17 protein-coding genes are annotated in these 22,827 nt (G+C 70.6%); 8 read left to right on the top strand and 9 right to left on the bottom strand.

What is annotated here, in order from left to right:
* The first annotated feature begins 37 nt into the window (after positions 1-37).
* From ACFYY8_RS03270 to ACFYY8_RS03280, 3 genes are all read left to right on the top strand, one after another.
* Entirely contained in the window at positions 38-2,878 is a 2,841-nt protein-coding gene (locus ACFYY8_RS03270) for an AAA family ATPase (RefSeq protein WP_390036635.1), read from the top strand.
* 190 nt (positions 2,879-3,068) lie between these two features.
* The gene (locus ACFYY8_RS03275) at positions 3,069-5,837 is read left to right on the top strand and encodes a CDP-glycerol glycerophosphotransferase family protein (protein ID WP_390036637.1); all 2,769 of its coding nucleotides are present in this window, start codon (positions 3,069-3,071) and stop codon (positions 5,835-5,837) included.
* A complete protein-coding gene (locus tag ACFYY8_RS03280; RefSeq protein ID WP_390036639.1) occupies positions 5,834-6,928 on the top strand; it encodes a glycosyltransferase in 1,095 nt (364 codons plus the stop codon). The genes ACFYY8_RS03275 and ACFYY8_RS03280 overlap by 4 nt, the downstream gene beginning before the upstream one ends.
* On the opposite strand, the gene ACFYY8_RS03285 is transcribed toward ACFYY8_RS03280, so the two are convergent.
* Genes ACFYY8_RS03285 through ACFYY8_RS03295 form a run of 3 tightly spaced genes read right to left on the bottom strand, consistent with a single transcriptional unit; the run spans position 6,920 to position 9,817 of the window.
* Positions 6,920-7,972: a sulfotransferase family protein gene (locus ACFYY8_RS03285; protein WP_390036641.1), complete on the bottom strand. Its 1,053-nt coding sequence runs from the start codon at positions 7,970-7,972 to the stop codon at positions 6,920-6,922. The genes ACFYY8_RS03280 and ACFYY8_RS03285 overlap by 9 nt on opposite strands.
* A 2-nt stretch (positions 7,973-7,974) precedes the next feature.
* A complete protein-coding gene (locus tag ACFYY8_RS03290; protein ID WP_390036643.1) occupies positions 7,975-8,985 on the bottom strand; it encodes a sulfotransferase family protein in 1,011 nt (336 codons plus the stop codon).
* A gap of 25 nt (positions 8,986-9,010) precedes the next feature.
* On the bottom strand, positions 9,011-9,817 hold the full coding sequence (locus tag ACFYY8_RS03295) for a CDP-alcohol phosphatidyltransferase family protein (RefSeq protein WP_390036645.1): 807 nt from the start codon (positions 9,815-9,817) through the stop codon (positions 9,011-9,013).
* A gap of 251 nt (positions 9,818-10,068) precedes the next feature.
* Between ACFYY8_RS03295 and ACFYY8_RS03300 the strand changes: the two genes are divergently transcribed.
* A complete protein-coding gene (locus tag ACFYY8_RS03300; protein ID WP_390036647.1) occupies positions 10,069-10,869 on the top strand; it encodes a polysaccharide deacetylase family protein in 801 nt (266 codons plus the stop codon).
* Here ACFYY8_RS03300 and ACFYY8_RS03305 read toward each other — a convergent pair.
* Positions 10,776-12,035 (bottom strand): acyltransferase family protein, encoded by a 1,260-nt coding sequence (locus ACFYY8_RS03305; protein ID WP_390036649.1) that lies wholly within the window; start codon positions 12,033-12,035, stop codon positions 10,776-10,778. The genes ACFYY8_RS03300 and ACFYY8_RS03305 overlap by 94 nt on opposite strands.
* Before the next feature lie 195 nt (positions 12,036-12,230).
* Here ACFYY8_RS03305 and ACFYY8_RS03310 point away from each other — a divergent pair, with 195 nt between their 5' ends.
* Together ACFYY8_RS03310 and ACFYY8_RS03315 are read left to right on the top strand one after the other, a co-directional pair.
* Positions 12,231-12,593: a nuclear transport factor 2 family protein gene (locus ACFYY8_RS03310; protein ID WP_390036651.1), complete on the top strand. Its 363-nt coding sequence runs from the start codon at positions 12,231-12,233 to the stop codon at positions 12,591-12,593.
* A gap of 150 nt (positions 12,594-12,743) precedes the next feature.
* On the top strand, positions 12,744-13,136 hold the full coding sequence (locus tag ACFYY8_RS03315) for a hypothetical protein (RefSeq protein ID WP_390036653.1): 393 nt from the start codon (positions 12,744-12,746) through the stop codon (positions 13,134-13,136).
* 58 nt (positions 13,137-13,194) lie between these two features.
* Here ACFYY8_RS03315 and guaA read toward each other — a convergent pair whose 3' ends face one another.
* Both guaA and ACFYY8_RS03325 read right to left on the bottom strand, forming a co-directional pair.
* Positions 13,195-14,745: a glutamine-hydrolyzing GMP synthase gene (guaA, locus tag ACFYY8_RS03320; RefSeq protein ID WP_390036655.1), complete on the bottom strand. Its 1,551-nt coding sequence runs from the start codon at positions 14,743-14,745 to the stop codon at positions 13,195-13,197.
* A gap of 99 nt (positions 14,746-14,844) precedes the next feature.
* Entirely contained in the window at positions 14,845-16,386 is a 1,542-nt protein-coding gene (locus ACFYY8_RS03325) for a DUF885 family protein (RefSeq protein ID WP_390036657.1), read from the bottom strand.
* Between the two features lie 163 nt (positions 16,387-16,549).
* Between ACFYY8_RS03325 and ACFYY8_RS03330 the strand changes: the two genes are divergently transcribed.
* Positions 16,550-16,957: a hypothetical protein gene (locus tag ACFYY8_RS03330; RefSeq protein WP_390036659.1), complete on the top strand. Its 408-nt coding sequence runs from the start codon at positions 16,550-16,552 to the stop codon at positions 16,955-16,957.
* Positions 16,958-17,016: 59 nt separating this feature from the next.
* Here ACFYY8_RS03330 and ACFYY8_RS03335 read toward each other — a convergent pair whose 3' ends face one another.
* Positions 17,017-18,393 carry a pyridoxal phosphate-dependent decarboxylase family protein gene (locus ACFYY8_RS03335; RefSeq protein WP_390036661.1) on the bottom strand — a complete coding sequence of 459 codons (1,377 nt, stop codon included), beginning with the start codon at positions 18,391-18,393 and terminating at the stop codon, positions 17,017-17,019.
* Positions 18,394-18,535: 142 nt separating this feature from the next.
* Here ACFYY8_RS03335 and ACFYY8_RS03340 point away from each other — a divergent pair, with 142 nt between their 5' ends.
* Positions 18,536-18,931 (top strand): VOC family protein, encoded by a 396-nt coding sequence (locus ACFYY8_RS03340; RefSeq protein WP_390036663.1) that lies wholly within the window; start codon positions 18,536-18,538, stop codon positions 18,929-18,931.
* A 71-nt stretch (positions 18,932-19,002) separates the two neighbouring features.
* On the opposite strand, the gene ACFYY8_RS03345 is transcribed toward ACFYY8_RS03340, so the two are convergent.
* Both ACFYY8_RS03345 and ACFYY8_RS03350 read right to left on the bottom strand, forming a co-directional pair.
* The gene (locus ACFYY8_RS03345) at positions 19,003-20,406 is read right to left on the bottom strand and encodes an alpha/beta hydrolase (RefSeq protein WP_390036665.1); all 1,404 of its coding nucleotides are present in this window, start codon (positions 20,404-20,406) and stop codon (positions 19,003-19,005) included.
* A 601-nt stretch (positions 20,407-21,007) separates the two neighbouring features.
* A complete protein-coding gene (locus tag ACFYY8_RS03350; protein WP_390036667.1) occupies positions 21,008-21,766 on the bottom strand; it encodes a hypothetical protein in 759 nt (252 codons plus the stop codon).
* Between the last annotated feature and the right edge of the window lie 1,061 nt (positions 21,767-22,827).

Below are 22,827 nucleotides of genomic sequence, written 5' to 3' on the forward strand. Positions count from 1 at the left end.
TCATATCGGGGAGGGCGATGCAGCGTCAGGAGCAGCCATGAGGAGCCCGGCGTCACCCGATCTGATCGGGCGTGGCAACGAGCTGCGGGCGTTGGTCAGGGCGATGAGCAGGCCGCCCGCGGTCGTCCTGGTCGAGGGGGAGGCCGGGATCGGCAAGACCCGGCTGGTACGCACCGCGCTCGCCCACCTCATCCCCGGTGAACGTCTCGTCCTGCTGGGCGGCTGTCACCGCATCCGTGAGCCGTTCCCCTACGGGCCGGTGTTCGAGGCGCTGCGGGACCTGGCCGGTGGGCTGCCGCCCGTCGGGGACCTCAACCCGGTGATCGGGGCGCTGCGCGACTACCTGCCCGAACTTCCCCTCCCCTCGGCGCCGCCGCCGCTCGGTGACTCCCGGGCCGAGCGGCACCGGGTCTTCCGCGCCGTCCGCGCCCTGCTGGCCGCCGTGGGGCCCGCCGTACTGGTGGTCGAGGACCTGCACTGGGCCGACGACGGGACCAGGGACCTGCTGCACTTCCTCATCGGGCAGCCGCCGGAGGAGCTGACGCTGGTGGTGACCTACCGGCGGGACGGGCAGCACGGGCAGGCCACGTTGCCGCTCGGCCACGCCTACCGGCGTCCCGCGGGCGCCGACAGCGTGGTGGTCACCCTGGCACCGCTGGACGTCTCCGGGGTGCGCGGCATGGCCGCGGCGCTGCTCGGCCGCCCGGACCCGCCCGAGCCGTTCGTCACCAGGCTGCGGGAGCGGACGGCGGGTATCCCGTTCGTGATCGAGGAGATCCTCAGGTCGCTGTCCTCGACGTACGAGCCGGGTTCCGAGTGCCCGGACGCGCTCGACCACGTCGGTGTCCCGTTGCTGCTGCGCGAGGCGACCGCCGACCAGCTCTCCGGGCTGTCCGAGGCCGCGGTGCGGACGGTCAGGGCCGCCGCCGTCTTCGGCGTCCCGGTCGGCGAACGGCTCGTCACCGCGGTCGGCGGCGACCTGGCCGGGCTCGGTGAGGCCCTCGCCGCCGGGGTCCTGTACGAGGACCCCCCCGGCCGGTACGGCTTCCGCCACGCCCTGGCCCAGCAGGCGGTCTACGAGGCGATCCCGGGCCCGGAACGGCGGGCGGGGCACGAGCGGGCGATGGCGGCGCTCCAGGAGGCCGATCCGCTGGCGCTGGTGCAGCTCGCCTTCCACGCCAGGCAGGCGGGGATGCGCGAGGCCTGGCTGCGGTACGGCACCGCGGCGGCGAGCCACGCCGCGAAGCTGGGCGACACCCCCGTCGCGGTCGAGCTGATCGAGGACATGCTCGCCGACCCGGACCTGCCCCCGCGTGACCGGGAACCGCTGATGCTGACGCTGAGCCGCCTGGCCACGACCGGGTTGTCCCACCAACGGGTGGTACGGCTGCTGCGCCGCCTGCTCAGCGACGACCTCCTCGAACCCGACGTGCGCGGCGAGGCGCGGCTCAACCTGGGGCTGCTGCTGTGCAACCAGGCCAACAACAGCGCGGAGGGCAGGCCGGAGATCGCCACGGCGGTCGGCGAGCTGCGGGACCGGCCGATGCTCGCCGCCCGCGCCTGCTCGGCGCTCGCGATGCCGTGGTGGGGCTCCGACCCCCTGTCGGCCCACCAGGAGTGGATCGACCGCGCCGAGGAGCTGATCACGGACGCCGACGATCCGGCTCTCGCGACCGCGGTCCTGGTCAACCGGGTCTCCTTCGAGATGACCCTCGGCTCTCCGCGCGCGTTCGACCTGGTGGCGGAGCTGCCGGTCACCGACGGGAACCCGAGTGTGCGCAGGGAGGTCGCCAGGGCCTACGCCAACGTCGTGGACGCGGCGGCGACCCTGGGACACCTTGAGTGGGCCGAGCGTTTCGCCCGGGAGGGCGTACGGCTGGCCGCCGCGGCCAACGCCCAGGTCTCCGCCTACCAGCTCAACGCGACGGCGATCCGCAGGGACTGGCTCACCGGCCGCTGGGAGGGGCTGCGCGAGCGGGCCCGCGCCCTGGTGGAGCTGGTCCCCGAGACTCCCCTGTCCGCCGCGGACATCTGGCTGGTCATGGGGATGCTGGCGCTGGCCAGGGGTGAGTGGGAGGAGGCGGCCCGGCATCTGCGCGCGACCGGCCTTGAGGAGCCCGACGGCCACTTCCTGCCGGTCATGTTCACCGCGGCGGGCGGCATGATCGAGTTGTGCCTGGCCAGGGGGCTGACGCAGGAGGCCGTCGGTCACGCCACGCGCGCGGTGGCGCGGCTGCGGCACAAGGGCGTGTGGGTGTGGGGCGCCGCGTTGGTGCCCTCCGCCGTCACGGCGCTGGTCAGGACCGGCGACGCCGAGGAGGCCGCCGCCCTGGTCGCCGAGTTCGCCCGGGGGATCGAGGGGTACGACACGCCCGCCGCGCGGGCCGGGCTCGCCCTCGCCGAGGGGACGATCTCCGCGGCGGCCGGGCGGCACGCCGCCGCGGCCGACCGTTTCGCCAGGGCCGACGAGGCCTACCGGGCCCTGCCGCAGCCGTACCAGGCGGCCAGGGCGCAGGAGGGCAGGGCGCGGTCCCTGATCGCCCTGGGCGATCCGGCCGCCGCCTCGCTGCTGGCCGGGCTCGCCGGGTGGTACGACGAGCTCGGCGCGGTCCACGACGCGGCCCGGTGCAGGCGGACGCTGCGTGACACGGGGGTCGGCGTCGCGCCGCCGAGGTCCCGGGGCAGGGGCGGTTCCGGCGCGCTGTCCCGGCGGGAGCGGGAGGTGGCCAGGCTGGTCGCGCTCGGCAAGACCAACCGGGAGATCGCCGACGTGCTGTTCCTGTCGCCTCGTACGGTGGAGACCCATGTGGCGACCGTGCTGCGCAAACTGGGCGTGCGGTCGAGGACCGAGGTGGTCGCCCTCGCTCCCCCGCTCTGAGAGGGTCCGCCCGACGTTCAATGGGCCGCATAAACGATATGAAAAGCCAGGAACGCCATGAAATTTATGATCAATGGAGATGAGGGCAAGAAGAGGGACACGTCCCCCTTAAGACAGAAGGCCGCAAAAATAAATTCATAGGTCCATAAAGCGGACAATACCGATCACAGTCCAGGGAAAGCCCCATACTGTGATCAAGGCTCCCGAGTGCAGTGTGATCGTCATCACCTACAACGACTCCGCCCGGCTGCCCAGGGCCGTACGGTCCGCGCTCGCCCAGTCGTTGCGGAACATCGAAGTGATCATCTCCGACGACGGCAGCACGGACGGGACGGAAAGGGTCGCCCGCGCGCTCAGGCGGGAGGACCGCCGGGTGCGCTACCTGCGCAGGGACGTCAACAGCGGCGGCTGCGGGGCGCCGAGGAACGACGGGGTCGCCGCCGCCCGCGCGCCGTACGCGATGTTCCTCGACAGTGACGACGAGCTGCCCCCGCACGCCTGCAAGAGCATGCTCCTGGAGATGGAGCGCACCGGCGCCGACTTCGTCACCGGGCAGATCTCCCGGCTGCACGAGTGGAACGGCAGGATCAAGCCCTACTATCCCGGGCTTTTCGCACGCCGCAGAGTCGTCGAGGGGATCGCCGAGGAGCCGGGCATGTTCCTCGACTCCTTCAGCACCAACAAGATCTACCGAACCTCAATGCTCCGGGAGCTGCCGTTTCCGGAGGACCTCCACTACGAGGACCACGTCTTCACCACGGAGCTGTACTGCGTGGCCCGGCGCTTCGCCGTCGTCCCGTGGGTCGTCTACCTCTGGCACCGGGCCGCCGAGGGGGACGGCAGGCCGTCCATCTCGCTGAACCTCCAGGAGATGGACAACATCGGGCACCGGATCAGGGCGGCCCGGCTGAGCGACGACATCCTGCGCGGCAACGGCCTGGCCGAGCTGGTCGCCGACCGGCAGCGCCGGTTCGTCCGCCACGACCTGCCGGTCTACCTCAACCCGCTGCCCGCGCGCGGCCCGGTCTGGGCGCGGGAGTTCACCCGGCTGGTCCGCCCCTATCTCGCGGGCCTCGACCCCGGCGTCATGGACGGCGCCGATCCTCTCGTGCGGGTCTGCTGCCGCCTGATCCTCGACGAGGACGCGGACGAGCTGGTGGTCGCCGCCCGGTCGCTGACCACTCCGAGGGCCGCGCCCCGCTTCGCCGTACGGCGGGCGGGACGCACCTACTGGGGCACCGTCCCGGACGGGGAGCTGGAGATCACCTCGCTCAGGATGGCCGAGCTGCCCTACGGCGCCGCCAGGCTGCGGCACGAGGCGGCCTTCCACGGCGACGGCTCCCGGCTGGCGCTGAGGGTCAGGACCTACGACCCGTTCGGAGTGCTGGCCACGGCGCCGGACTGGCGCGCGTTCGCGCGCTTCGGCGGGCACCGGGTCGAGCTGGCGCCGCGCGCGCTCGACGACGGCTCCTACCTGAGCGAGGCGACCGTCGACCTGGCCAGGGCGGGCCGGGGGCGCTTCGGCCACGAGAGCTTCCGCGACCCGAGGATCTCCGTCGTCCGCGCCGACGGCCGGGCCACCTCCGACCGGCTGCTCGTCGATCCGGCGGCCGAACCGGTCAGGGTCGCCGTCCCCGGCCACGAGATCGTCGCGGGGCCGGAGGGGCAGTCGGCGTTCCTGCGGGTGCGCTGGCGTCGCAGGGGGACACTGCGGTGGATCGCGCCCAGGCTGGGCAGGCTCCGGGCCGGGCTGGTGCGGCGGCTCTGCGCCCCCCGGGTGAAGCTGCGCGTCTACCGGACGCTGATCAGGCTCGTCCCGCCGCGCGAGAACCTGGTGCTGTTCGAGGCGGACGTGGGCGCCGGATACACCGGCAACCCCCGCTACGTCTACGAGGAGCTGAAGCGCAGGCGGGCGCCGTTCGAGATGGTCTGGTCGGTCGCCGGGAACCGGCGCAACTTCCCCTCCGACGTCCGCCTGGTGCGGCGGATGAGCTGGCGCTACCTGTGGACCATGGCCAGGGCGGGGCACTGGGTGGACAGCCACGGCCTGCCGCTGGCCTACCCCAAGCCCGCCGGGACCCGCTACCTGCAGACCTGGCACGGCCAGGGCGTCAAGACGGTCGGCTTCGACGCCCCCGACCTGCGTGCCGACTTCGAGGCGCCCAGAAAGACCTGGCGCGGGGCCGTGGCCCGCTGGGACGCCCTCGTCATGCCGAGCGCCGAGTTCGAACGGATCTTCGTCACCTCCAACGGGTATCGGGGGCCGGTCCTGCGGCACGGCTCGCCCCGGTGCGACGTGCTGGTCAACGGCGACCCCGAGGCCGTACGGCGGGCCAGGGAGCGGCTCGAACTGCCCGGCGACCGCAAAGTCCTGCTGTACGCGCCCACCTACCGGGACAGGGCCAAGTTCTCCGGCGCCTCGGTCAGGGCCGACCTGGCCATGATGGCCGAGGAACTGGCCGGTGACTGGGTGGTCGTCCTGCGCACCCACCCCGTCGAACGCTACGCCGTACCCGAACGGCTGCGGCACTTCGTGCGGTTCGCGGGGGGTTATCCGGAGGTGAACGACCTGATGCTGGCCTCGGACGCGCTGCTGACCGACTACTCGTCACTGATGTGCGACTACGCGGTCACCGGAAAGCCGATGTTCTTCCTGCTCGACGACTGGGAGGAGTACCGGCGCGCGGAACGGGGCGTCAACCACGACCTGCCCGCGATCGCCCCCGGCCCCTGCGTGACCGGGACCGAGGAGCTGATCGGGGCGATCCGCGCCCTCGACGCCGACCCGGCCGCCTTCGCCGCCGAGCACGCCGCCCGTTACGCCGGTTTCCGCGCCACCTGGTGCGCCGAGGAACGGGGGGACGCCTCGGCCAGGGTCGTCGACGCCTTCTTCGGCCTCTCGCCCGTGCCCGTGCCCGCCGTACGGCCGGCGGCGCCCGAGGTGGAGGAGGTCCGGTGAGCGGCGAGACGGTGGTGTTCGCGTGTCTGGACGCGGACACGCTCGGCGGCGTGCAGCGGGTCACCCACACGCTGGCGCAGGGGCTGGCCGGGCGGGGGTACGACGTGCACGTGCTCGGCCTGCACCGGGCCGTCCGGCCGTTCCGCTACGTGGAACAACCCGGCTATCGGCGTCACGTGGTCAACCGCTTTCCCGCCGGCAGGCTCTCCTGGACCGCCGCGCACCGGGAACGCCACCGGCTCCGCGGCATGCTGCGCACGCTAGGACCGGGCTTCGCCGTGCTCTCCTCGCCCGGAGTGGTCTCCCGGCTCAAGGACGTGATCCCCCGGCGGCTGCTGCCCATCGGGCAGTACCACGGGTCCTACGAGCACGCGCGGGGGTCGTGGCACCTGCGCTCGGTCGGCCGCGACTACGGGAGGCTGGAGAAGGCGGTCTTCCTCAGCGAGGAGGACGCCTGGTCCTTCTCCGAGCACGCGCTGCTGCCCAACGCCTGCGCGATCCCCAACCCGCTGCCCGGCTGGCCGTCCCGGGTCTCGCCGCTGGCCCGCCGCCGGGTGCTCGGCGTCGGCAGGCTGGAGGGCGTCAAGCGCTTCGACCGGCTGATCACGGCCTTCGCCGAGGCGAGCCGTACGGTGGGGGACGACTGGGAGCTGCACCTGATCGGGGAGGGCGCCGAGCTGGGCAGGCTCAGGACGCACGCGCGCGAGAGCGGGGTCCGCGACCGGGTGGTGTTCCGTGGTGCGGTACCCGCGGCCGAACTGGGCCGCGAGTACCTCGACGGGGCGATCGCCGCCCTGTCCAGCGAGCACGAGGGGCTGCCGCTGGTGCTGGCCGAGGCCGCATCGTACGGCGTGCCCTCGGTCGCGTTCGACGTCTCCGGCGGGGTGCGCTCCCTGGTGCTCGACGGCGAGACCGGGCTGCTGGCGCCCGCGGCCGACGTGCCCGCGCTCACAGCGGCGCTGACCACCCTGATGGCCTCGCACGAGGAGCGGCGGCGGCTCGGCGCCGCCGCCCGCGCCCACGTCGAGGCCTTCCGGCTGGAACGGGTCCTCGACCGCTGGGAGTCGCTGTTCGAGCAGGTCCTACGCTGACCGCTCGCTGACCACCGCCGGTTCGTTGCGCGGCATGGGGACCCCGGCGAGCACGAGCTGGCCCGAAGTGAGCCTGGCGCCCAGCGGGTTCGGTTCGCGGAGCCGTACCAGACGGTCGAAGGCGACCCGTTTGACCCGGGCCAGCTTGCGTTTGGCGGCGATCCGCTCGTAGGCCACCATCCGGGAGGCCTCGGTCCTGGGCGCCCCGCTGAGCTCGTAGCCGTAGGTTTCCAGCCGGTCCCCCAGGACGCTCTCGCACAGCGAGATCTCCCAGGGGTCGAGCCGCTCACGCCAGGTGCCCGTCCGCGCGGCGGTCACCTCGCCGTGGGTGCGGGAGTGCCACGTCTTGTGCGCGGGTACGGCCACGTCCGCGATCAGCCTCGGTTCGCACATCGCCGGGGCGAAGTCCTCACCCAGGAAGTCGCACAGCCTGCGCAGCTGGGCCTCGGGGGCGGCGGTCAGGTCCTCGTAGCGCAGCTCGTGGTAGCTGCCCTCGGGGAGCTTCGGCGCGCCGTACCTGGCGAAGTCGACCGCCTCGGCCCAGGCGGAGACGGCGCTGTAGACGCTCCCGTTGTACCAGGGCATCTCCTTCAGCGAGGCGACGCAGTCCCGGCCGTCCCTGATCAGGTGGACGAACTGCGCGTCGGGGAACAGCCTCAGCAGCACGTCGATGTTCTGGAAGTAGGAGGGCCGCTTGTCGCCCCAGCGAGGCTTGCCGTGCTGGGTCGCGTAGAAGCGCAGCACGATGCCCAGCGCGGAGCCCAGCGTCGGCGGCCCCTCGACGATCTGCCTGGTCACCTCCTCGGCGTCGAGCCGCAGCTCGTGGAAGCGCGACTGCCGGCGGCCGACCACCCAGTCGGCCAGTTCGCGCCTGCGCGCCGGGTCGTTCAGATCGCCGAAGCGCAGCCGCCTCTGGTAGGCGGCGACCATGAACCGGGTCTCCGGGGGAATCGCGATGCGGGGGTGGGAGTGCAGCATGAGCTGCAGCAGAGTCGTCCCCGAGCGGGGACAGCCCACGACGAAGATCGGTCGGTCCGACTGCATGCTCAGACCTTCGCCAGCTCGCCGAGCTGCCGGGTGGTGAGCTGCGCGGCCACCGGCCCCGGCTCGCGGAGACGGTTGATCCGGTCGCGGAACCCCTTGCGCCTGCGGGCCCAGCGCCGCTTCGCCGCGACGCTCGCGCACGCGTCCACGTGGGACCTGCCCGCCACGGGCGCGCCGCTCAGTTCGTAGCCGTTGGCCGTCAGCCGCTCACCGAGCACGGTCTCGCAGAGCGAGACCTCCCACGGTTCGAGCCTGTTGCGCCACGACCCGGTCCTGGCGGTCGTCACGTCGCCGTGGGTGTTGCTGTGCCAGACCTTGTGCTGCGGGATGGCCAGCCTTCCCACGTGGTACGGCTCGCTCATCGCCGGGTCGTACTCCTCGCCCAGGAAGTCGCAGAGCTTGCTCAGCTCGGTCTCCGGGTAGGCCGTCAGGTCCTCGTAGCGCAGCTCGTAGTAGGTGTCGGCGGGCAGGTTCCCGGCGTGCCTGCGGCCGTAGTCGATGGCCTCGGCCCAGTTGGTCACCGCGTGGAAGACGTCCTTGGTGTACCAGGGCATCTCCTTCAGCGAGGCGACGCAGTCCCGGCCGTCCCTGATCAGGTGGACGAACTGCGCGTCGGGGAACAGCCTCAGCAGCAGGTCCACGTGGTGGAAGTAGCTGGGCCGCTTGTCGCCCCAGCGGGACTTGCCGTACTGCTCGGCGTAGGAGCGGAAGGCGATGCCCAGCGCGGAGCCCAGCGTGGGCGGTCCCATGACGATGTCCTCGACCAGCTTGTCCCCGTCGAGCCTGAGCTCCTTGAACTTGGTGTCCTTGTCGCCGACGATCCACCGGGCCAGCCTGCGCCGGTTGACCTGCTCACGCAGGTTCCCGAAGGCCAGCCTGCGGTAGTAGGCGGGCACGACGAAACGGGTCTCCGGCGGCACCGCGATGCGCGGGTGGGAGTGCAGCATGAGCTGCAGCATGGTGGTGCCGGAACGAGGACATCCGATCACGAAGATCGGTCGATCGGACTGCATGACAACGAACCCCCGAAAAAGATGATCAAACAGGTACGCGCTGCGTGTTCTCCGGGCGCGGGACGAAAGGCGTCGACCGGGTGAACCGCCACATTCGGTAGATCAGCACGATCTCGTTCAGCAGCAGCAGCGATCCCGCGACGGCCGTGACGGGTATGAGGACCGCGGGCCCGGCCAGCGCGCTGAGCAGCGGGCCGGCCACGAAGACCGCGGCGTGGAACTCGATCCCGCTGATCAGGTGGGTGCGCACCCGGTGCTTGATGAGAAGCCGGCCGATCCTGCGCCGCAGGCTTGGCGGTTTCGGTGGCCGGTAGGCGGCGGCACGGTCCTTCTGCGGCTGTTCCGCCCGGTTCTCCTTGACCGCCTCACGCACCCGCCTCATCTGCGGAGCGTTCACATATCTGAACAGGTCGAGCACCGCGACCCCGGCGCCGAGCAGGACGAACGAGACGTCCCCCGACGCGGCGTACTGACCGAACGCCAGGCCCGTGGCACAACAGACCACCCTGATGCGGTCGCCCACGTAGTCGAGCCAGAGCCCGAACGGGGTCCCCGTCCCCTTGAGACGGGCGATCTTCCCGTCCATACAGTCGACCATGAAGCTCACGTAGAACAGCACGGCCCCCGCCACGACCTGTCCCAACGCGAAACAGACCGCCGACCCCAACCCGAGGAGCAGCGACAGACGGGTGAGCCCGTTCGGCGTGACGTCTGTGCGGTTGGCGACGGCGAGCGTGAGCCTGCACGCCACCGGGTCGACCAGGAAGACAGTCCACCAGGAGTCTTTTCGCTTCCGGGTCGCGTGCACATCGTTCAACGAATAGGCCCTCATGCCTACCAGGATGGCCACCCGGAGCGACCGGAGAGTCACACTCTGACGCCAAGAGAGGATCTCCATACTGGTTCTTGACCGGCCGTGGCATACCGTGCCGCCTCCACCCAACCGGTCACGACCCCGGCGGTACGGAAACCAGCGCTATCCGCTTTTCACAGGACATCGTGACACATGCCCCTCAATGGCGTTGACAGGCCTCGATAGGCTGTTTGCTTCCCAGAAGTCACTCGACCCGGAAGCTCACCCTCATGAAGTCTCCCGTCCGACTGCTCCTGGCCGCCGCGTGCACCGCGGCCCTGCTGTCCTCGCCCACCGCGGCATGGAGCGCGAACAAACCGAAAGCGGAAAAGGCACCCCCGGTGGACTGCGCGAAGGTCAAGTGCATCGCGCTGACGTTCGACGACGGCCCCGGCAAGTACGCCGACAAGCTGCTCGACACCCTCAAGAAGACCAACTCCAAGGCCACCTTCTTCCTTGAGGGTCAGTACGCGAAGTCCCGCAAGGCCTTCGCCAAGCGGATGGCCGTCGAGGGCCACGAACTCGGCAACCACAGCTACACCCACCCCCACCTGCGCGAGCTGAGCGAGGAGAAGATCCGCGAGGAGCTGACCCGGACCCAGGACATCGTCAAGCAGGCCACCGGCAAGGCCCCCACCCTGCTGCGCCCGCCGTACGGCGAGCTGGACGAGAGGGTCCGGGCGATCGCCGAGGAGATGCGCCTGCCGATCGTGCTGTGGAACGGCGGCTCCCGCGACTGGGCGACCAGGAACGAGAAGGCCATCTACGACGAGGTGCTCAAGAACGCCAAGCGTGACGGGGTCATCCTCATGCACGACTGGGTCGAGCAGACCGTCAAGGTGATGCCCAAGCTGATCGCGGCCCTGCAGAAGCAGGGCTACCACGTCGTCTCGGTCTCCTCGCTGCGCGGCGCGAAGGACCTGAAGGCCGGCGACATCTACCCGGTCGGCTCGGAGAAGGACGACGACCTGGCCTCCGAGACGCCCGACTCCCCCGGCCCCGAGGCGTCCTCCCCCGAGGACGGCATGTGAGCCAGTCTCCGGCCGAACCGCTGCATCGGTAGCTCGACGTAGCGGTAGGTCAGCCAGCTCAGCCCGACCACGACGGCGACACAGGCCGTCGAGACCGACAGCTGCACCGCCTGCGGCATGGCCCGTACGTCGCCGAGAACGGCGGAGACGAGCTTCAGCAGCGGGTGGTGCAGCAGGTAGAGCGAGTAGCTGATCAGCCCGAGCCAGACGACGGGCCGTGGCAGGCGGCGTCCGCGCAGGGCCATGGCCCCGGCGAACGTCGCCCCCGCCAGCACGAGCGTGGTGATCCACACACCGGGCTGGACCCACCACCAGCCCGCCTGGATCGACCACACCGGGGCGAGCGCCACGAGCACGGTCGCGGCGGCCACCGGGAGCGGCCCGCCCACGCCCTGCTCCCAGCGGCGGATCGCGGTCCCGGTGAACATCACCGCCAGGATCGTCGCCCCCAGCCACGGGACGAACCCCGAGAAGAGCGTCAGCACGACGGCCATCACGCCGAGCGCACAGGCGGCGGCCGTACGGAACCGGCCACCGACCACGCACACCATGCCCACGCAGAACAGCACCCCGGCGACGTAGGCGGGCCAGGGGCCCCCGAGCAGCGGCGCGGACAGCACCAGCCCCGCCCCGACCCCCATGACGCCGAAGAGAACGGCGAAGAGCCCGCTCCTGAGATGCAGGCCCCGCACGAACAGCGCGGTCACCAGCAGGTAGAAGACCATCTCGTAGGAGAGCGTCCACATGGTGTCGGCCAGGCCGCCCATGTGCAGGACGTCCTGCAGCATCGTGACGTGCCCCGCCACGGCCGACAGGTCGCGCGGCACCTGCTCACGGACCGGGATCCAGAACCCCATGGCCAGGACGAGCCCGACGACCAGCAGGTAGATCGGGTAGAGCCGGAACGCCCTGCTGATCCAGAAGGCCCGCACGTCCCCCCGCCTCTCCAGGGAGACCGGGATGATGTAGCCGCTGACCAGGAAGAACACCAGGACGCCGTACATCCCGAGGTTGAACCAGTAGGGCCGCAGCGCCGGCATGAACCACGGCAGCAGGTGTTCGAGCAGCACCGCGACCGCGCCGACGCCGCGAAGCGCGTCCAGCCAGGCCAGGCGTTCGCCGGTCGCGGGCAGCGGAGACGTCGGAGGAAGGGCCGGGGGAGACATTCGCCCCAAGTTACCCCCTCATTCCCTCTGAAACAGGACCGAGCCCCGTCGGGGTCCTCCATCCACAGGACACTCCCAGGTTGACCGATAGAGAGCGTCAGAAGTACCGGTCGATGACGGATTCCCCGTTCCGTACCGCTCCGTAACGTTGTGACCTGCGAGAACGAAGCACGTGAGCGACGAGGAGAGATCGACATGACCGCCGCAGCCAAGCTGGTCGAGCGCTACCTGGCCATCTGGAACATCACCGACGCCGCCGAACGGCGCGCGGAGATCGACGCCGTCTGGACCGAGGACGCCCGCTACGTGGACCCCCTGGTGGACGTCACCGGGCGTGACGCGATCGACGCGACCATCGCCGCCGTCCAGCAGCAGTTCCCCGGCCTGGTCTTCACCCCGGGCGACGACGTCGACGCCCACCACGACCTGGCCCGCTTCACCTGGAGGCTCGGCCCTGAGGGCGGCGAGGCGATCGTGGTCGGCTTCGACGTCGCGACGCTGACCGAGGACGGCCGGATCAGGACCGTGCACGGCTTCCTCGACCAGGTCCCCGCCTGACCGCTTCCGGCCCTTCCGGGACGGCCCCCGCGGCGCCGTCCCGGGCCCGCTCCCCAATCCCCCGGAAAACTCCGGGGAGCTCCCGGAAAGCGCACAGAAAAACCCCGGAAAGCCTTCGCGGAATCCGAAAAACCCTGGAAAGGCCCCGCCATGACCACCACCGCCGTCACCGCCCCCCTCCTGCGCCTGGCCCTGAGGCTCGACGCCGTCGTCACCGGCGTCAACGGCCTGGCCTACCTGCTGCTCGCGGACCCCATCAACGACCTGCTCGGCCTGGCCGTACCCCTCCAGCGTGGCGTCGGCGTCTTCCTCCTGGTGTACGGCGTCGCGGTCTGGCTGCTGGCCGTGCCCAGGACCGTCAACCGGGGCGCCGTGGCCGCGGTCGTCGCCCTGAACGCCGTGTGGGCCGTGGCGAGCGTCGCCGAACTGGCGCTCGGCGGGCTGGGCACGACGACCCTCGGGGCCGTCTGGGTGGTCGCCCAGGCCCTCGTCGTCGGCGGCTTCGCCGCCCTGCAGTACGTCGCCCTCCGCCGCGAGCGGTGAGGGCCGGAGAAACGGCACGGCCCCGGAGAGGTTCTCTCCGGGGCCGTGCCGTCGTGTCCTATTCCCACTCGATGGTGCCCGGGGGCTTGCTCGTCACGTCGAGGACGACCCGGTTGACCTCGCGGACCTCGTTGGTGATCCGGGTGGAGATGCGGGCCAGCACCTCGTAGGGAAGGCGGGACCAGTCGGCCGTCATGGCGTCCTCGCTGGAGACCGGGCGCAGCACGATCGGGTGACCGTAGGTGCGGCCGTCGCCCTGGACGCCGACCGAGCGGACGTCGGCGAGCAGCACGACCGGGCACTGCCAGATGTCCCGGTCGAGACCGGCCCTGGACAGCTCCTCACGGGCGATGACGTCGGCCTCGCGCAGGATCTCCAGGCGCTCGCGGGTGACCGCGCCGACGATGCGGATGCCCAGGCCGGGGCCGGGGAACGGCTGGCGCCAGACCATCGCGGACGGCAGCCCGAGCTCCTCGCCCGCGCGGCGGACCTCGTCCTTGAACAGCGCGCGCAGCGGCTCGACCAGCGTGAACCGCAGGTCGTCCGGCAGGCCGCCCACGTTGTGGTGCGACTTGATGTTGGCGGTGCCGGTGCCGCCGCCGGACTCGACCACGTCGGGGTAGAGGGTGCCCTGGACGAGGAACTCGACCGGCCCGTCGGCGAGGATGGCGCGCTGCTCGTCCTCGAAGACCCGGATGAACTCGCGCCCGATGATCTTGCGCTTCTCCTCGGGGTCGGTCACGCCGTCGAGGGCCTTCAGGAAGCGCTCCTGGGCGTCGACCACCCTGAGCTTGACCCCGGTCACGTCGACGAAGTCGCGCTCGACCTGCTCGGCCTCGCCCTGACGCAGCAGGCCGTGGTCGACGAAGACGCAGGTCAGCCGGTCGCCGATGGCCCGCTGCACCATCGCCGCCGCCACCGCGGAGTCGACGCCGCCGGACAGGCCGCAGATCGCGCGGCCCTCGGGGCCGATCTGGGCGCGGATGGCCTCCACGGCGTCCTCGACGATGTTGAGCATCGTCCACGCGGGACGGCAGCCCGCCGCGTCGAGGAAGTGCTTCAGCACGGCCTGGCCGTGGTCGCTGTGCAGGACCTCGGGGTGGAACTGCACGCCGTACAGGCCGCGGCCGGGGTTCTCGAAGGCGGCGACCGGGGTCTCGGCCGTCGTGGCGGTGACCAGGAAGCCCTCGGGGGCGGCGGCGACGCTGTCACCGTGGGACATCCAGACCGACTGGGCGACGGGCAGCCCGGCGAAGAGCACGCCCTCGCTGACCACGTCGAGCCGCGTCCCGCCGTACTCGGCGACGCCGGTCTTGGCCACCTGGCCGCCGAGCGCCTGGGCCATGGCCTGGAAGCCGTAGCAGATGCCGAAGGTGGGCACCCCGGTCTCGAACAGGCCCACGGGGGCGGCCGGGGCGCCCTCGGCGTAGACCGAGGAGGGGCCTCCGGACAGGATGATGGCCTTGGGATTCCTGGCCATCATCTCCTCGACCGGCATCGTCGAGGGGACGATCTCGGAGTAGACGTGGCATTCACGCACTCGTCGCGCGATCAGCTGCGCGTACTGCGCGCCGAAGTCGACGACGAGGACCGTGTCGAACTCAGACACAAGACCCCCAAAGAAAACACAGCGGTCCTGTCAGTCTATCGGCGCTCGTCCGCACGCTTACTCACGAGTCGTTCCCCCCGGACGCGCCTGGGTTTCCGCCTATGTGGACGGCTGAGCGGACGGCTGGACGAGGGCGGCGCCGAGAAGGCCGAGGGGCGGGGAGCCGAGGTCGAGCATCGCGGTGTGGAAGCGCTTGAGGGTGAACCCCGCGCCCCACTCCGCCCTGGCCCGTGAACGCAGGTCGAGGATCTCCAGCTTGCCCCACGTGTAACGGCCGTAGGTCGGGTCGAAGGTGGCCCTGGCCGCCTCGGAGAGCGCGGCGGGCCCCGCGAGGTGGGTGTCGGCCTCGAAGCGCCTGGCCCCCTCCTGGACGGTCATCGCGCCGCTGTGAACGCCGATCGCGCAGGCCAGCCGGGTCACCCTGATCAGCGCCTCAAGCCAGACGCCGATCTCGAAGCGCGGGTCCTCGGGGGCGAAGCCCTCCTCGACGCACAGTTCCTCCGCGTAGTGCGCCCAGCCCTCGGCGAAGGCCAGCGACATGAGCGTACGGCGCACCGGTGAGGGGGCGCGCCGCAGAGCACGGCTGTGGGAGAAGTGCCCGGGGGCGACCTCGTGCACGTTGATCGCGGGAAGCGTGGTGGCGCTGAAGACCTCAAGCCACTCCTCGATGTCGCGTTCCGGCCACGACGGGTCGGGCGGGGTGACGTGGTACCACGAGGGGGCCTCGGGTTCGCCGGGCGCCGCCCAGCTCATCATCGCCATCGCCCATCTGCGCGACTCCGGCGCGATCCCGACCAGACACTCGCCGTCGTGGTAGGGCACCAGGTCCTTCTCCCTGGTGAAGGCGATGGCCCGCTCGGTGCCGGCCCTGGCGGCCTCGATCACGCCGTCGACCCCGGGGTGGTCCTTGACCAGTTCACGGGCGACGTCGAGCGGGGGCCTGCCACCCTGCCCGAGGCGCTCGCAGGAATCGGCCAGCCTGGCCAGCAGCCGGTCACGCTCGGCGTCGGCCCGTACGGCCAGCGCGCCGAGATCGACCGGGAGGCCGTCACCCGCCCCCATCAGCCGGGCCAGCCCGGCCGCGCCGAGGGAGGCGTCGGGGTCGCCGGAGCGGGCGGCCTCCTCCACGTGCTCGACGAAGCGGGCGTGGGCCTTGAGCGCGGCCTCGCGCACGGAGGCGTCGGCGTCTGCGGGCACCCCGGCGGCCAGGCCGCGCGCGGCGCCGAGCAGCGCGGTCGCGACGGGGGCGCTGAGCCGGTCGAGGGAGGCGATCGCGTGCTCGACGGCCTCGGGCCACCGGGCGAGGTGGGCGTTCCGGGCGGCGGCCCGCTCCGCCTCGGGGGCGTACTCGCGGTCGTAGGTCGCCAGGTCGAGGTTCCCCAGGTGCGGGAGCGGGCTGCTCCGGTGCAGCTCCAGCTCGCCGTACCTGACCCGGGCGTCCTCCTCGAAGATCCGCAGGTGCGCCGCGTCGTGGGGGTCGGCGGGCGGTTCTCCCCCGCCGAGCGCGGCCAGCCCCGCGCGCACCCCCTCGGGGGAGAGGTCCTGGATCCGGCCGTCGTACTCGTGTCTGCCCGCCATCTCCCGGATCTCCGAGAGGGACAGGTCGCACACCGCGCGCAGGCGGCTGTCGAGTTCGGTCATGGCCTCGACGCTATATCAGACGATCAGGACGGATCCCCTGCTCCCTCCCGGCGCATTTGGCAGGAAAGCCATGATTTTTGGCGCTTTATCCGCTCGTGGAAAAACCCCGGAGAAAAGTAGTTTGATGAACATCAAACCGTAACCGGCCAAGGAAAGAGGCTCCATGCGCAAGCTCTTCCTCACCGTGCTGGCCGTTCTCGCCGGCCTCACGCTCCTGTCCGTTCCCTCCACGGCCCAGGCCGCGCAGTCCAGCAAGGCACTGGTCAGCTGCCCCGGCAGCAAGGCCGAGACCGGCGACGGCATCACCATCAGGGTCTACTACGTGGTCTACGGCAGCAACTGCCAGGTCAACCACGTGCAGGCCTGGAGCGCCGCCGGCTCCAAGTACGGACACTTCAACCTCTTCGGCCCCTACGGCTGGTCGGACGACAGCCCCACCAAGAGCTGGGGCTGGGGCGAGCCGTACAACTCCTACCCCTGGGTGATCGCCTGGCCGGACCACCTGTGGTGCGCGAAGTTCTACAACGAGAACAACCAGCCCATCACCGACAACATCTGCGTCACCATCTGACGGACTCCCCGCGCCGCCGTCGCCTCACCGGCACGGCGGCGCGGTGGTCCGTCCCCGTCTCACCCCGGCTCGGCGATCCTGTCGAGCAGCGCGTGCAGCGTCTTGTCGTCGGTGGCCGGGGCCATCACACTGGCCCGCAGGTGACGGATCCCACCGATCTCGGCGGAGGTCAGATGGAAGGCTCCGTCCGCCGTCAACGACTCCCGGATCGCCGCCTGGTCGCCGGTGCCGTACCGGAAACAGACGATGTTGCTCTCCGGCTCGTACGGCAGCGCGAACCCGGGCCGCTCCCGGGCCAGCTCCCACAGACGACGCGCGGTGGCGTACCGCCCCGCCACGTACTCGCCCAGGCCCCGCTCCCCCCGCCAGGCCAAATTGAGGAAGATCTTCAGACCGAGCTCGGCCTTGCTGCACTCGACGGTCCTGCCGATCGAGTCGAAGCCCTGGTCACCGTAGAACAGGTAGCTCGCCCGCTGCCTGAAGGCCGCGTCCAGGGCGCCTCCCCTCCTGACCAGCACGGCCGCCGCGAGACTTGAGGTACGCAGCATCTTGTGCGCGTCCCAGGTGAGCGAGTCGGCCAGTTCGACCCCGTCGAGCAGGTGCCGGTACCCCTCCGACAGCAGCGCCGAGGCCCCGTGGGCGCCGTCCACGTGGAACCACAGGCCGTTGGCGGCGCAGAACTCCCCGATCGGCCGCAGGTCGTCGTACAGACCGGTCCCGGTCGCGCAGGCCGCCGCGACCAGCGCCATCGGCCGCCGCCCCGCCCGCCGTACCCGGTCGAGGGCCTCCGGCAGCCGCGCCACGTCGATCCGGCCGAGGGGGTCGGTGTCCAGCGGCACGACGGCCCGCTCGCCCAGCCCGAGGATCGCCGCGGCCCTGGTGAGCGAGTAGTGCGCCGACTCGGGCACCAGCAACGCCAGGTCTCCGGGAACCCCGTCCTCCCACGCCTCGGGTACGGCCGCCGCCCGCGCGGCCAGCAGGGCGGTGAGGTTGGCCAGCGACCCCCCGTGGGTGAGCACACCCCCGCCCGCCGGACCGTACCCGGCCTTGTCCAGCATCCAGCGCACGACCTCGAACTCGACGGTCGCCGCCGCCGCGCCCATCTCGTAGACCGCCATCGGGTTGTTGGCGGCGCCGTGCACGAGGTCGGCGAGCGCGGCGGGGAAGTCGGGCGCGGCGATCTGGTGACCCAGGTGGCCGGGATGGTGGAACCTGGTCCCCTCGTCGAGGTAGACCGCCAGGAACTCGGCGTACGTCTCCGGCGTCATCCCGCCCTCGCGTATCCACCGCGCCAGCCCGAGCCGCTCGGCCAGTTCCCCCCGCGGACGCCGCCCGACGACCGGGGACAGCCCTCGCTGGCTGCCGTCCACATAGGCCGCCAACCGCTCGACGGTCACACCCGCGGCGCCCACGAACTCCTCAACGTTCCAGATCACACCGGGGATACTGAAGGATTTCTCCGCGAATCTCCACTTTCGCCATGGTCAACGCGACTCAGACCGGGACCGCCGTTTCCGTGGCGACCATACGCGTCCCTCGCCTCGGCCAAGCCCTTCTGGCGCCCCTACGATCGGGGGCGTGCGAATCGATCTGTTCACGATCGTGGTTGACGACTACGACCCGGCCATCGAGTTCTTCGTCGGGGTGCTCGGGTTCGAGCTGGCCGAGGACTCGCCGTCCCTGACGAACGACGGCCGCAGGAAACGGTGGGTCGTCGTCCGTCCGCCGGGCGCGGAGACGGGCGTCCTCCTCGCCCGCGCGGACGGAGACCACCAGGCGACGGCCGTCGGGAACCAGGTGGCGGGACGGGTGGGCTTCTTCCTGCGGGTCGACGACTTCGACGCCGCCTACCGGCGGATGACGGCCGCCGGTGTCGAGTTCGTCACCGCACCGCGCGCTGAGCCGTACGGCCGGATCGCCGTCTTCCTCGACATCGCGGGCAACCGCTGGGACCTGCTCGGCCCCAGACCCTAGAAGGGCCCGGGACCGGCAGGCCCGTCCGGGCGGCCGGAACGTCGGCTCCGGACCCTGGGAGGCTCCGGACCCTAGGAGCAGGTGTTCCGGGGCGGGGAGCAGTGCCCGACCTCGGGATAGTGGGCGGAGGGCCCGTCCAGCAGGGGCCGTGACCTGCCACGCAGGTGCCGGTCGAAGAAGGCGAGGACGTAGTCCCGGGTGATCTTCATGGAGCGGTCACCCGACAGCTCGCCCTCGTGCGGGACGCCGAGCTGGTCGGCCAGCGAGATGAGGTCGGTGAAGGAGGAGTGCTGGGCCCCGGCCACCGTGAGCCAGCGCTTCCAGCCGGTCATGAGCCCCCAGTCGCGGTCCCACGCCGGGCTCGCGCCTCCCGGGGTGTGTTCCGGCGAGGCCAGGAACATGAACGGCCGCGCGATCCCCTCCTGCGGGATCGGGGCGTAGGTGGTGCCGTCCATGTCGATCCCGGCCCTCACCCGGCCGTCCTTCAGCATCGCCGCCAGGGAGCTCGCGCCGCCCAGCGAGTGGCCCGCCATCGCGATCCTGCCGGGGTCGATCAGGGAGGCGCCCGCCCACTTCGGACGGGGACCGGTCAGTTCGTCGAGCACGAAGGAGACGTCGGCCGCCCGTACGGCCACGGCCTTCTCCCCGAAGCCCTCCTCGTGGTCGACCTCGCACGCGACACAGGTGGCGAGCCGCCCGTCGGGGAAGCTCGTACCCCGGCTCTCGTAGGTGTGGTCGATCCCGGCCACCACGTATCCCCGGCTCGCCAGCTCCTCGGCCAGGCCCGTGAGGGTCTTGCGCGACCTGATGAAGCCCGGGGAGAGCACCACCAGCGGCAGCCCGTGCCCACGCCCCGCCGGCCGGGCCCCGAGAACGGCGTTGGTCCGCGTCTCGGCGAGGACACCGGGCGGCAGGTCGGTGAGCCCCTCCCCCTTGAGCAGGGCCTCCGACTCCTGCGGCGTCATGTACGGCGCCCGCCGTCCGTGCCTCGACGCCGCCGGGTACCACAGGGAGACCATCAGCTCCCTGACCTTCACGGACGGAACCCACGGGTCGGGCCGGGAGGTGTCCTTCAGGTAGAGGGAGACGGTGCCGACCGGATGCGGCCCGGTCGGCGCGGGCAGCCGTGCCGCCGTAACCGGAACGTCCCCGGAGGCCTTGGAGTTTTCGGGCACCGGGGCGCCGGAACCGGAGGGCGCCGGAGTGGTGCCGGAACCCGGCGCGGCGGCTGTCGGGAGGGCGCCCGCACCGGGAGCGGAAGGCTCGGGAGTGCCGGAACCGGGTACGGCGGCCGCCGGAGGAACGCCGTCACCGAGGGTGGCGGGCACCGGGGCGCCGCCGGAGGCGGAGGCCGGGGTCAGCGGGACGAGAAGGGCCAGCAGGCCGACCGCGACGGCCAGACCACCCCGTACGGCCCGCCCTCCCGTCCCCGGTGCCCGCCCTAAGGTGCCGTACCGCCTGGGTTCGTTGTCCATGTGATGTCCGTCCTTCCCCGTCGGAACGGCCGCCCCGTCAGGACGGCCGATGACGGAAAGGTAGGCGCCACCGTTTCCTCCGCGCGTCGGCCATCAAACCGATATTGGATACGTCCAGAAAACGACCGATTTCCCCGATCGTCCGCGCGATGTACTTCCCGAGAGGGTAAGCCTGGTCTTCCCGGCGGACGCGGGCCGACTACGAGCGCCACCCGCCGACCGGCGCGGCGATGATCCGGTGGGCGGCGATCAGCACGCTGCCGCGACGGACCGTCCGAGGTCGTCCCGCTCAGCGCTCTGAACCACGACCACTCGAATGGGTCTGACGAGGCCGTCGATCAGTTCTCGAACACCCGCTGAGAGTCGGAGAATTCCCCGGAGACCACGACGCCGCCCGTCCAAGACCGGCCGCCCGCGCAAAGGCCATCGCCGTTCTGCAGGATCACCGATTTACACAGCGACTTGAGGGCGAAAAGCGTTCACTGCCATTTCAACGGTTCAAGCGCGTCAGGAACCGTGAAGATCCCCTCGCCGTTCCCAGCCAAACGGCCCGGCCAGGTGGCCGGGCCGCCCGCTCACGGACAATTCATACGGAGAACGGTCAGACGGTGGATCGCCAGTAGTTCAGGAACGGCCACTTGGCATCAAGACCGACGAGTTCGATGATTCTTCCCCGCTGGTCGAAGATGATCCGTTCGTTACCCTTGTAGAAACTGTACTTCGTTGTGGCGCCCTCGATTTCGATCGATACGTCGTCGAGATCACGCTTGAAGCGTTCGGGCAGGAACGAGAAGTCCGACAACGGTCGCAGCGGAGCCTGGTAGTCGTATCCCTGGAAGGACACGTAAGCCTCCCCGCGAACCGCCAGATGATAAATCGTCGGAGTGTTCGGGACATTGTAGTCACTAAGACCGTCGTACGGGGACGGTATCACCGTCGGACCGGCGACGATGCCGCTGTCCTCGAAAACGATCGCCTGGTTGCCCTTAGTCCAGGTGTGCCGCCAACGGAAGCCAGGGCCGCTGAACGAGATACCCGCCGAGTCGACGTCGTGGGTGAACTGCTCAGGCAGGAACGGCCATTTCGCCTGGATGCTTGCAGGCCCCTCGATGACCCCTCCGTCATTGAAGATCACGTATTGGCTGCCGACCAGTGCCAGGTGCTTCCACACGTTCTTCTGGTTGACCGTGGTGACCGCGTCGAAGTTGCGTAGTGCCGCCGTCGAGACGCCCGGGACAGAGGCTCCCGGGACGGAGGCGCCGGCGGGCGACGCCCCTGTCCCGAACACGGCGACCGCGCCGATCAGCAGAGCGATCAGCCCCCGCCACCGAGAACGCCTTCCCTCATACCTTTGATGCACTATTCACTCCTTTCGGGTGGACCAAACTTTCCAGCCGGTGGACACATTCGGAGTAAACGATTAAACGGACGGTTCGCGCTAGACCCCCCATGAAACTACTTTCCGTTAAACACTCTCACGAACCGTGCACTTAAAGGGCTCACTCTAATTCTCCAATCGGCGTATCATCACGAATTTCCGGACGCTCCGGTTACCGGCCCGGCGGCGGCGGTTTCAGCCCATATTCCGTGGTTCGCGCCGCCCTACCACCGGCTTTATGACAGACCGATCGCCATCCGAACCCTCGCTCGTTGCGGTCCATGGTGACCGTGTCGCAGGTCGCCCCATCAGGCGAGCCGACGAGCTCGCCTCCTCGCGGGTTCACAGCCCACCCACCAGACCTCCCGGTCCGCCGCCGCCGACGGCCTATCGGGCGACTTCGGGATAGAAGACCGCCCTGATAGGGCGGTCAGGATGATTTTCGACCGGCAGAATCTCCCGAATGGAGGATGCGCCTCGGAGAAGGCGAGCCGATACCCTTCTACGCGAGCTCGAAGAGCTGAATTACGTCACATTTCACAGAGAGGACGAAGTGAAATATTCGGAGCGGGAGAATCACTGGAAAAAGAGATCCGTGTAGCCGAAACATGGGCACCCGGGAACCCGGCTCCCCTGCCCGCCACAGTGGCCGGCTCCGGCGAACAGACGTCACGTCGACCGTGGAGGCGGGCGTGCGGCCGCTCCGCCTCCACTCGCTCGTCCGAAAGCTCGAAGCCGCAGGTGTAGCGGACGGGGTCGTCGTGCCCCAGGACGAGGTCCACCTCGAACAGGGTCGTCTCCTGACGGGATGTCCGGCCGAGCTTGAAGGGCCGGCGAGGCGCCGTCCCCGGTGTTTCGGCCCAGTCGGCGAAAGAACCTCGCACCGCGTCACGCATGAACCGGAATCCGCTGAGCAGGTCGGCTTTCCCGAAGCATTCACCGAAGATCCCCACAACGGGTTGCACGGAGACAGCCCGGCCTCGGGTCTGAGCCCGGTGTCGCGTGCCGTCCCCTCGTCGAACTCGGTCGCGATCAGGGACAGC

Source organism: Streptosporangium sp. NPDC001559 (assembly GCF_042893955.1).
GTDB lineage: Bacteria > Actinomycetota > Actinomycetes > Streptosporangiales > Streptosporangiaceae > Streptosporangium.